This window comes from Janthinobacterium sp. SUN073 (assembly GCF_030397665.1).
Classification (GTDB): Bacteria; Pseudomonadota; Gammaproteobacteria; order Burkholderiales; family Burkholderiaceae_D; genus Janthinobacterium.
In genome coordinates, this window is record NZ_JAPUBT010000001.1 from 641,758 (window position 1) to 652,368 (window position 10,611).

Genomic DNA, 10,611 nt, shown 5'->3' on the forward strand with positions numbered 1-10,611 from the left:
TGTATCGATCCACGCCCCCACCCGTTTCACAGCTCAGTTTCACAGCCCATTTTCACAGCTCATACACGCCCATGCTCCAGTACCGGCTGCCTTGCCTGTTGCGGGCAAGCCAGCCCAATGCCTGCAACTCCTTGCCGATCAGGCGATTCATGATGCCATGTCCGACCAGCAGCACAGGCCCCTTGGCTGCCAGCGCCACAAGCCGCTCGGCGGCAGCCCTGGCGCGCCGCCGGCTTAGCGTCAGCGAATCGGCTCCGCGCGCATAACCGAACAACCAGAGCAGGCGAAAAATCACTGCCCAGGCGGCAGGCGGCAGCCAAGGTGCTCTCCAGAGCGCAAAAGGCAGCCCGGCCTCGGTGAAAATAGCCTCTTGCATGAACGGCAAGTCACCGAGTGCCCTGGCCGATGAGCATGCTCTCGGTGCCGTGCTGGCCACGATGGTCGACGCCGATAGCGCTGCCATGGCGCACTCTGCAGGCATGCCATTGTCCTTGATGAGCGATTGGTTGTAGAGATCAATCCACTCTCCCATTTGCATGGGCGCTATCCAGCCCCCCTTGGCGAGGCTAGGCTCGCCGTGACGCATCAGTGTTATTCGCATGTAGTCAGATCGCCTCGCACCTTTATCAGTCTGTTTCATTGCCCCAGCGGCTCCCAGCCAGCACGGCCGCAGTGAACAATCTTTGCCCTGCGGCGGAAAGCACGGATAATAGCGGCTAACTCATAAGCACAGTATTGGATTACCTCATGGAAATTAAAGTCAACTTTCTCGACAAGCTGCGTCTCGAAGCCAAGTTCGACGATTTTACCGTCATCGCCGACCAGCCCATCCGCTACAAGGGCGACGGTTCGGCGCCTGGCCCGTTCGATTACTTTTTGGCATCATCGGCACTCTGCGCGGCGTATTTCGTGAAGTTGTATTGCGATACGCGCAATATTTCCACCGAGAATATCCGCCTGTCGCAAAACAATATCGTCGATCCGGAAAACCGTTACCAGCAGATTTTCAAGATCCAGGTCGAGTTGCCGGCCGATATCTCGGCCAAGGACCGCCAGGGCATCCTGCGCTCGATCGACCGTTGCACAGTGAAAAAAGTGGTGCAAGCGGGGCCAGAATTCGTCATTGAAGAAGTCGCGAACCTGGACGCCGATGCGCAATCCTTGCTGATGCTCAATCCGACCGGCGAAGCCAGCACCTATATCGTGGGCAAGGACTTGCCGCTGGAACAGACCATCGCCAATATGTCGGGCTTGCTGGCGGGCCTGGGCATCAAGATTGAAATCGCCTCATGGCGCAACATCATTCCCAACGTGTGGTCGCTGCATATCCGCGACGCGCATTCGCCCATGTGCTTTACCAACGGCAAGGGCGCGACCAAGGAAAGCGCGCTGGCGTCGGCCTTGGGCGAGTATATCGAACGCCTCAGCAACAACCATTTCTACGCCGGATCGTTCTGGGGCGAGGACATCGCCAACGCGGATTTTGTCCATTACCCGAACGAGCGCTGGTTCAAGCCGGGCCGCAAGGATGCGCTGCCGAAGGAAATCCTCGATGCGTACAGCCTGGAGATCTACAACCCCGATGGCGAGCTGCGCGGCTCGCACCTGGTCGACACCAACTCCGGCAATGCGGAACGCGGCATCTGCTCGCTGCCGTATGTGCGCCATTCCGATGGCAAGGTCGTGTATTTCCCATCGAACCTGATCGAAAACCTGTACGTCAGCAATGGCATGAGCGCCGGCAATACCCTGGTCGAAGCGCAGGTGCAATGTCTGTCGGAAATTTTTGAGCGGGCCGTCAAGCGCGAAATCCTCGAAGGCGAAATCGCCCTGCCCGACGTGCCGCAGGACGTGCTGGCGAAATACCCGGGTATCCTGGCCGGCATCCGGGGCCTGGAAGAGCAAGGCTTTCCCGTGCTGGTCAAAGATGCGTCGCTGGGCGGCGTGTACCCGGTGATGTGCGTCACCCTGATGAACCCGCGCACGGGCGGCGTGTTTGCCTCGTTCGGCGCGCACCCGAGCCTGGAAGTGGCGCTCGAGCGCAGCCTGACGGAATTGCTGCAAGGCCGCAGCTTCGAAGGCTTGAACGACTTGCCGCAGCCGACGTTTACCAGCGAAGCCGTCACCGAGCCGAATAACTTCGTCGAACACTTCATCGATTCGAGCGGCATCGTCTCGTGGCGCTTCTTCAGCGCCAGGGCCGATTACGATTTTGTCGAATGGGATTTTTCCGGCCACGGCGAAAACTCGAATGCCGAGGAAGCGGCGACCCTGTTCGGCATCCTCGCAGAAATGGGCAAGGAAGTCTACACGGCCGAGTACGACCAGCTGGGCGCCACCGCCTGCCGCATCCTCGTACCCGGTTATTCCGAGGTGTATCCGGTCGAGGATTTAATCTGGGACAACACCAACAAGGCGCTGCTGTTCCGCGCCGACATCCTGAACCTGCATCAGCTGGACGATGCCAGCCTGGAAGACTTGCTCGATCGCCTGGAAAACAGCGAGCTCGACGAGTACGGCGACATCGCTACCCTGATCGGCATCGAATTTGACGAAAACACGGTATGGGGCCAGCTGACGACGCTGGAATTGAAGCTGCTGATTCATCTGGTACTGCAGCAATTCGAGGAAGCAAAAGAGCTGGTGGAAACCTTCCTGCAGTACAACGACAACACGCTTGAACGCAAACTGTTCTATCAAGCCTTGAACGTGGTGCTGGAAGTGGAACTCGACGACGAGCTGGAGCTGGACGATTACGTCGTCAATTTCCGCCGCATGTTTGGCGACGCCCGCATGGACGCGGTGCTGGGCTCGGTGGACGGCAGCGTGCGCTTCTTCGGCCTGACCCCGACCAGCATGCAACTGGAAGGCCTGGACAGGCACCAGCGCCTGATCGACAGCTTCAAGAAATTGCACGCGGCGCGCGCCAAGGCGGCCACAGCCAGCTAAGGCGACGGGCCAGCGCTCATGCGCAGGACTAAGGCCTGGAACGCCTGTCAAAACCTACTGCGCGTCGTTTTGGCCATGCGTTGCTGGTCCGGACACAGGTTCGTCCCGGCACGATACCTGTGCCCGGGCGCGGCAGTTGCCGGATGATCGCCTGGTACGCGCTGGATGCGCTTCAACATGCCGCGCAAATACGTATCGCTTATGTTTGCCGCATGAGCACGCTGCCCATGCGCTTCAAGCTGAACGTTCCTGAGTGAATAGTCTGAATTGATCTAGCGCAAAGCCTTCCTTGTTTCAGACGAAATAGCCTGCCGCGCACAGGAATCCGGCGTATCGTCATCGCTGTTGCCACCACCAAGACATGCCAAAAACAGAGGGGCAACCTGCATCGGGGGAGATCTCATGGCTACGCTATCGCGCACAACCGCCGGCTTGCTGGTGCTGGCAGGCATAGTATTCCATGGTACGGCCGCCACGGCCGGTTGCCCCGACTGTCAATACGAAGCATGCGCGCCACTTGTCGGATGTGTCTGTCTTCCTAAAAGTGGCTGCATTCTCCCTCCCGTCATCGATCCAGGCAAGGTGACTGAACGTGGCAAGACAGATCCCATCGGCACCATTCTGAATCCGCTTGCCCCGCTCAATCCCACCGGTATCCCGACAACAGGCGACATCACCGAATTTGTCGTAAAGAATCCCGACACGGCAATACAGTTGATACAGAATCCAGGCCAGATTCCCTACACACCGGTGGCAGCGGCGATGGTATCGGCCCGCAACGCCGTCGTCACCGGCGGCAATGCCAACAGCATGGCCCCGGAAATCAAGGCTTTCCTGCTGCGCTGGCATACCCCCGACCTGCTCGATTCGGTCCGCTGGACCAGCGAGTGGAGCGCTTTGCAAAACACGCTGCAGGCGGCGCAAATGCAATTTAACAGCAACACGCGCGCGATTACGGTCTTGAATGCCGTCATTTTTCGCAGCGATGATGATGCGCGCGATCCGGCACTATGGGCGCATGAAATGCTGCATGTCCAACAATACAAGAATTGGGGCGTAACGGGCTTTGCCAAGCAATGGGTGGATAACTCGTCCGATGGCGGTCCTGTCGAAGCACCCGCCTATGCCCGGGAAAACGAGGCCAGACTGCTGCAGTCGTCGCATGCCGGCAACCGCTCATTGGGCGTCTCTGCATTTGACCCGCCCATACCGCAGAAACTGCCTTCAGGATGGATGCTGACAACATGCCAATGTTGGGGATCGGTGAGTCCAACAGCCCAGACCGGCGCACCCGTCTGCCAATCCGGCATCGCCATTCCCCGCGCCTGCGGACCTGCTGGCATCTGCGGCGACGGTGGCGCTCCCTGGCAAACCAGTTGTTTGTGATACCCAGATCAAGGCCTCCGGCAAGCCAGCGGCGCGGCATCATGCACGCAATCAACCGGCCAGCGCCGCGATCTCCTTCTGCATGTTTTCAATCGCCCGCGCGTTGTACTGATCGGCGAAATACGCATCGCCAAACAGCTGGCCCGCCTGCGCCTTGCCGCATAAATGCTGCAGCGCCAGGCCCCGCTGCTCGTTGAAGCGCACGGGGTCCACATGCGCATATTCAAGGCCGATGGCTTGCGTGTAGGCGTGATATACCTCTTCATCCTGCCCCAGGATGGCCAGGTCGGCGCTGAGCATGGCGTCCTTCAGCGCGTGGCTGATACCGGGCCCCTGGAAATGGTCGGTGGCGCGTATCAATTGCGCCACATCGAGGTTGTCGCCCGCATCGAGGCCACTGGCCAGCCACAGCTGGGCGCTCGCCTCTTCGCTCGAATACAGGGCCTCGTCGTCGTGGCTGTAGACGGCATCGTGGAACCAGAAGGCCTTCTTGACCAGCGCGCTGTCGCGTTTGGGCGCATAGGTATTGTCGGCCCATACGCGGATTTCCGACAGCCCGTGCACCAGGTGGTCGAGGTTGTGATAGTGGCGCTCCGCGCCGCCGTACGCCTGCGGTCCCGTCAGGTAGGTGAACCAGTGATCCGCCAGCGCGATGTCGGCGTCGGACGCGGTAGGGTAGTTCCACAGCGCTTCCCACTCCTTGCGCAGGCAGTCGAGTATCCACGCCTGGTAGGCCGGGCCGGGGACGAATTTCTTCATGGTCCAGTTCCAGCCCACCGGGCCTTCCAGCGCCTTGACGAAGCTGGAGCTGACGGAGCCCAGGTCGCGCGGCGGCATGACGAAGATGGTCTTGGCGCCCTGCAGCACGTCCACATTGGTTTGCTGGATCAGGTTTTCATAGTCGAAATCGGCCGTCGTGCGGATGCCGCGGATCAGGTAGTCGCAGCCATGCTTTTTCGCCGCGCGCGCCGTGTAGTCGCCCTTGACGATGACCACCTGCACATTGTCCCAGCCGCACTCGCGCGCGCTCTGCTCGATGATGCGCTTGCGGTCTTCGGCCGGGAACTGCGGCTTCTTGGCGGGGTTTTGCGACAGGAAGACGATCACCTCGTCGGCGAGCGAACGCGCTTCGCCGATCACCCACATGTGGCCGTTGGTGATGGGGTCGAGGGTTCCTGAAAATCCGATCTTCTGCATGCTGCGCTCCGTGGTCTGGTTCTGCTTGTTTCGCAGACAATATAGGGCCACGGCGCGCGCGTCAATGCAACATGCCAAAGATCATGATCAAAACGCTATTTCTTCACGGCTTGCGGGAATTCCACGCGCACGCACAGGCCGCCCAGGCGCTCGGACTTGTCCAGCACCAGGCGCGCGCCATGGCGCTCGGCGATGGCCTTGATGATGGCCAGCCCCAGGCCGCTGCCGTTGGCGTCCGTGCCGGGCACGCGGTAGAAGCGGCTGAAGACGCGCTCGCGCTCCTCGGGCGGGATGCCGGGGCCGCTGTCTTCCACCGACAAGGTCACGCCGACGGGGCTGGCGCGCAGGTCGATGTCCACCGTGCCGCCCTGCGGCGTGTACTTGATGGCGTTGTCGACCAGGTTACGCAGCATGATGTTGAGCGCATCGGCCTGCCCCGCCACCTTGGCCGGGTCCATGTGGTGCAGGCCCAGGTCGATCTTGCGCGCCTGCGCGATGCCGGCCATGTCGCCCAGCGCGCGCTTGACGACGTCGTTCAAGTCCACCGCCTGCAGCTGGTCGCCGCTGGCGGCGCTCGCTTCCTGGCGCGCCAGCACCAGCAGCTGCTCGACCAGGCGCGTGGCCCGCTCGATGCCGGCGCTGACGCGCGAGATCGCCAGGCTGCGCTTTTCTTCCGATTCGGCCCGTTCCAGGCTCAAGACCTGCAGTTTCAGGGCCGCCAGCGGCGTGCGCAATTCATGCGCGGCGTCGGCAACGAAATGCTGCTGCGCGTCGAACGCCGTTTTGACGCGGCCGAACAAGAGATTGAGTTCATGGACCAGGGGGCGCACCTCGTCGGGCAAGCCCGCTTCCGAGACGGGAGATAAATCATCGGCCTGGCGCGCCGCCACCTGCTTGCGCACGCGCGAGACGGGCGCCAGCGAACCGCTGACGACCCACCAGACGACCAGCATCAAAATCGGCGCCATCAGCGCGATGGGGCCCACCGTGCGCAGCGCCAGGCTGCCGGCCATGCGCTTGCGCACGGCCATGTCCTGCGCGATCTGCACGGTCTGGGAACTGGTTTGCACGGAGAAGATGCGGTAAGTGGTGCCATTGGCCTTCACATTCGAAAAGCCCAGCACGGCGCGCTGCGGCAATTCCGCGCGCGTGATCGAGCGGAACACCTGCACGCCGTCCGGCGTCCACACCTGCACCACCATGTCGTTGTTGACGGGGTCGGCCGGCAAGGCTTGCGCATGGTTGGCCAGCGGCGCGCCGGAGCGCAGCGACAGGGCCATCTGCTGCATGTGATAGTCGAAGATCTGGTCGGCATCGTACAGCGCGCTGCGGTAGGCGATCGACGCCTGCGCCAGGGCCGCCATGATGATGGCCGCCAGCAAAAACCACAGCAGGCGGCCGCGCAGCGAGTGCGTCACCGTGACCTTCATCCTCATGCCTTGGGCACCATGTAGCCGAGGCCGCGCACGTTCTGGATCAAGTCGCTGCCGAGCTTCTTGCGCAAGCCGTGGATATACACTTCGACGGCATTGCTGTTGACTTCATCCTTCCAGCTGTACAGTTTTTCTTCCAGCTGCGCGCGCGACAGCACGATGCCGGGGCGCGCGATCAACGCTTCCAGCACGGCCCATTCGCGCGCCGACAGGTTGACGGGATGGCCCTCGGCGATCACTTCGCGCGTCAGCGGATTGATGGACACGCCCTGATGCTCGAAGATCGGTTCCGGACGGCCCGAGGCGCGCCGCAGCAGGGCACGTATGCGCGCCAGCAGTTCGTCGAGGTCATATGGCTTCAGGACGTAATCGTCGGCGCCCGCGTCGAGACCCGCGATGCGCTGCTCGACGGCGTCGCGCGCCGTGGCCACCAGCACGGGCGTGTCGAGCTTGCGCAAACGCATCGATCGCAGCACGTCGAGGCCATCCTTGCGCGGCAAGCCCAAGTCCAGCAGCACCAGGTCATAGGTCTGCGTCTGCAGGGCCGTGTCGGCCATGTCGCCGTCCTTGACCCAGTCCACCGCATAGTGCTCGGCGCGCAGCAAATCGAGCACCACCTCGCCGATCATCGTGTCGTCTTCTACCAGCAATAAGCGCATGGCTTGCCTCTCTATCTTGTTATGCTTGCTTTCACCCAAAAAGATGAAAAGCTGGGGTCGGACCCTCAGGGTCCGACCCCGGTATTTGCCCGTGGGTTGGGCTTGCGGCTTACCCCAAACGCACCGGAATAAAAATCTTGTCGGGGCCGCGCTGGATCAGCAAGGCCACCGACTTGGCGGATTTTTCCACCACGTCGCGCACCTGCTCGACCGTGTTGACGGGACGGCCATTCACCGACAATAGCACGTCGCCCGGCTGCACTCCGGCATTCGCGGCGGCACCGCCCGCGTCTTCCACCAGCAGGCCGGCGCTGATGCCCGCCTCGCGTTTTTCATCCGATTGTAACGGACGCAGGGCCAGGCCCAGTTGTACCTTGCCGGCCGCGCTGTCGCTTTTCGCCACTTCGGCCACCTTGTCGGCCGCATTGCCCAGCGTCGCCGTCAGGCTGACGATCTTGCCGTCACGCCAGACATCGAGGCTGATCTTGTCGCCTGGCAAGGACGTGCCCACCAGGGCTGGCAAGTCGGCCGAGGCAACGATGCGCTGGCCATTCACCTTGCGCACCACGTCGCCCGACTTCAGGCCCGCCTTGTCGGCCGGGCTGCCCCGCTCCACGTTGGCCACCAGCGCGCCTTCCGGCGTGGCCAGCTTGAACGAGTCGGCAAAGCCCTGGTTGACTTCCTGCACCGTCACGCCCAGCTTGGCGTGACTGGCCTTGCCCGTGGCGACGATCTGGTCCTTGATGCGGCCGGCCAGGTCGATCGGGATGGCGAACGACAAGCCCTGGAAGCCGCCCGTCTGGCTGTAGATCTGCGAATTGATGCCGACCACTTCGCCCCGTGTATTGAACAGCGGGCCACCCGAGTTGCCGGGGTTCACCGCCACGTCCGTCTGGATGAACGGCACATTGCTGTCGTCGGGCAGGGAGCGGCCCTTGGCGCTGACCACGCCGGCCGTCACCGTGCTGTCGAAGCCATAAGGCGAACCGATGGCCAGCACCCACTCGCCCACTTTCAAGTCGCTCGAATGGCCGAGCGGCACGATGGGCAGGTTGTTGGCGTCGATCTTCAGCACGGCAATATCCGTCTTCGGATCCGTGCCCAGCACCTTGGCGCGGAATTCGCGGCGGTCGTTCAGCTTGACGGTCACTTCGCGCGCATCACGCACCACGTGGGCGTTCGTCATGATGATGCCGTCCGGGCTGACGATGAAGCCGGAACCGAGGCCGTGCGTGGGCACGTCGCGGCCACCGCGCTGCCCGCCTTGCGGACCCTGGAAGCGGCGGAAGAATTCGAAGAACGGATCGTTGCCGAAGTCGTCGTTGCCGGCCTGGGCCGATGGGTCGTAGGCCACCTTGGTGCTGCCCGTGACGCTGATGTTGACGACGGCCGGGCTGTTGCGCGCGGCGATCTGGCTGAAGTCGGGCAAGGCCACCAGCGGCGCGCTGGCGGCAGGCGCGACGGCGGCAGCCACGGGGGCGGCGGCGGCCGCTGCGGCATTCGCGCCGGCATTGTTCTGATGCATGACCATGGCGCCACCGGCGCCCAGCACACCGATCGCGGCCAGCGCGGCTACGGTGCGTTTGATTTTCAGCGATGCGGTATTCGTTTGCTGTTCCATGAATTGCTCCTCATTCAATGAGATTTTGATGTATGCAATAGTGGGCCACGAGTCTTAGGCGGTGCTTAACATTTTTCCATTTGGAAACAGGCGTTGGCGCCTTTAAGCATCGCTTAATCTGGCGTTCCGCATGGCGGGCTATGGAGGGGCATACAGGGCCTGGACGTGACACTGGCCGGATCAACCGGCCAGTATTTTACTGCATGGGAGGGTAGCCTCCTGGCTGCCCGGGCGCCAGAGGGGCGCCGGGGTCAGCTCAGCTCAGATCAGGCTGCCTGGCGCTGTTCCAGCACGTTAACAGTGTCGCTGCCGCTGCCGATCTCGATCTTGCGCGGTTTCAGCGCTTCCGGCACTTCACGCACCAGGTCGATGGTCAGCATGCCGTTTTCAAACGTGGCGCCCGTGACCTTCACATGGTTGGCCAGCTGGAAACGCTGTTCGAAATCGCGGGCAGCGATGCCGCGGTGCAAGAACGTGCGCTCGACGCCATCTTTCTGCTTGCGGCCCGTGACATGCAGCGAGTCGCGTTCGGTGATGATGTCGATCTCTTCGCGCGAAAAGCCGGCCAATGCCATCACGATGCGGTATTTATCTTCCGATACCAGTTCGATGTTGTAGGGCGGATAGCTGGGCTGTGCATCGGCGCGCTGTTCGTTGAGCAACTGTGCCAGGCGGTCAAAGCCAATGGCGGAACGGTACAGGGGAGCAAGGTCAAAAGTACGCATGATAAATATCCTTTTCAAATGAAGCGATAAGAGGGGCGGACCTCACCGTGAGCATCCGCTTGCTACCAATCTAAGGACGATCAAGCGGCCTTCAAGGCCTTGAAAAAGACGATTTTTGCCCCAGTGCCGAAAATATTTGGAGGCTTGCCGCGCGGCGGACTAGTCGTCGGTGCGCAAGGCGCAGGACAGCGCCGTCCGGTTGCTCACGCCGAGCTTGCGGTAAATCATATGCAGCTGGTTGCGCACGGTGGCTGGCGACTTGTCGAGCGCGCGGGCGATGGATTTGTAGGGCGTGCCGCGCATGGCCATGGCCGCCACCAGCCGCTCGGCCGGCGTCAGGCGCTGCATGGCGACGTTGCCGGAGAGCATATTTTCATGCATGGGCTGGCTCCCCGCCCCTGCTGGCATCGCGCAAGGTCTTGCCGCGTTTTCTCATGATGGGACTGTCCTTTTCGGTTTGGCGGACCAGCTGCAATGCGGCCCTTCATGCTCTTGTTCGCAGCGCATCGCCATCCGGTTCAATCTTTTTGCAATGAGATTGCGCCAGTCCCTGCGCCCACGCCTTTGCTGGCCTCCCTCTTACCAATACTGCACTATTTCCCCGATGCTATAATTGCCACGACGTAAATGCCTGCCGCTCC

9 protein-coding genes are annotated in these 10,611 nt (G+C 61.9%); 2 read left to right on the forward strand and 7 right to left on the reverse strand.

What is annotated here, in order from left to right:
• Positions 1–52: 52 nt before the first annotated feature.
• Positions 53–538 carry a hypothetical protein gene (locus tag O0882_RS02950; RefSeq protein ID WP_354670239.1) on the reverse strand — a complete coding sequence of 162 codons (486 nt, stop codon included), beginning with the start codon at positions 536–538 and terminating at the stop codon, positions 53–55.
• Positions 539–747: 209 nt separating this feature from the next.
• Here O0882_RS02950 and O0882_RS02955 point away from each other — a divergent pair, with 209 nt between their 5' ends.
• Entirely contained in the window at positions 748–2,949 is a 2,202-nt protein-coding gene (locus O0882_RS02955) for an OsmC domain/YcaO domain-containing protein (RefSeq protein ID WP_289945229.1), read from the forward strand.
• A gap of 402 nt (positions 2,950–3,351) precedes the next feature.
• Positions 3,352–4,335: a DUF4157 domain-containing protein gene (locus O0882_RS02960; RefSeq protein WP_289945233.1), complete on the forward strand. Its 984-nt coding sequence runs from the start codon at positions 3,352–3,354 to the stop codon at positions 4,333–4,335.
• 51 nt (positions 4,336–4,386) lie between these two features.
• Here the strand turns inward: O0882_RS02960 and coaD are convergent, their stop codons facing one another.
• From coaD to O0882_RS02990, 6 genes are all read right to left on the reverse strand, one after another.
• Positions 4,387–5,532, reverse strand: a complete 1,146-nt coding sequence (gene coaD / locus O0882_RS02965; RefSeq protein ID WP_289945235.1) for a pantetheine-phosphate adenylyltransferase — start codon at positions 5,530–5,532, stop codon at positions 4,387–4,389.
• A 95-nt stretch (positions 5,533–5,627) separates the two neighbouring features.
• Positions 5,628–6,962 carry an ATP-binding protein gene (locus tag O0882_RS02970; protein ID WP_099379071.1) on the reverse strand — a complete coding sequence of 445 codons (1,335 nt, stop codon included), beginning with the start codon at positions 6,960–6,962 and terminating at the stop codon, positions 5,628–5,630.
• 2 nt (positions 6,963–6,964) lie between these two features.
• Positions 6,965–7,624, reverse strand: a complete 660-nt coding sequence (locus O0882_RS02975; RefSeq protein ID WP_010400558.1) for a response regulator transcription factor — start codon at positions 7,622–7,624, stop codon at positions 6,965–6,967.
• A 109-nt stretch (positions 7,625–7,733) separates the two neighbouring features.
• Positions 7,734–9,245, reverse strand: coding sequence for a Do family serine endopeptidase (locus tag O0882_RS02980; protein WP_289945238.1), 1,512 nt, complete (start codon positions 9,243–9,245; stop codon positions 7,734–7,736).
• 266 nt (positions 9,246–9,511) lie between these two features.
• Positions 9,512–9,970: an Hsp20 family protein gene (locus tag O0882_RS02985; RefSeq protein WP_289945239.1), complete on the reverse strand. Its 459-nt coding sequence runs from the start codon at positions 9,968–9,970 to the stop codon at positions 9,512–9,514.
• Positions 9,971–10,129: 159 nt separating this feature from the next.
• Positions 10,130–10,351: a helix-turn-helix transcriptional regulator gene (locus O0882_RS02990; protein WP_165829521.1), complete on the reverse strand. Its 222-nt coding sequence runs from the start codon at positions 10,349–10,351 to the stop codon at positions 10,130–10,132.
• Positions 10,352–10,611 lie beyond the last annotated feature (260 nt).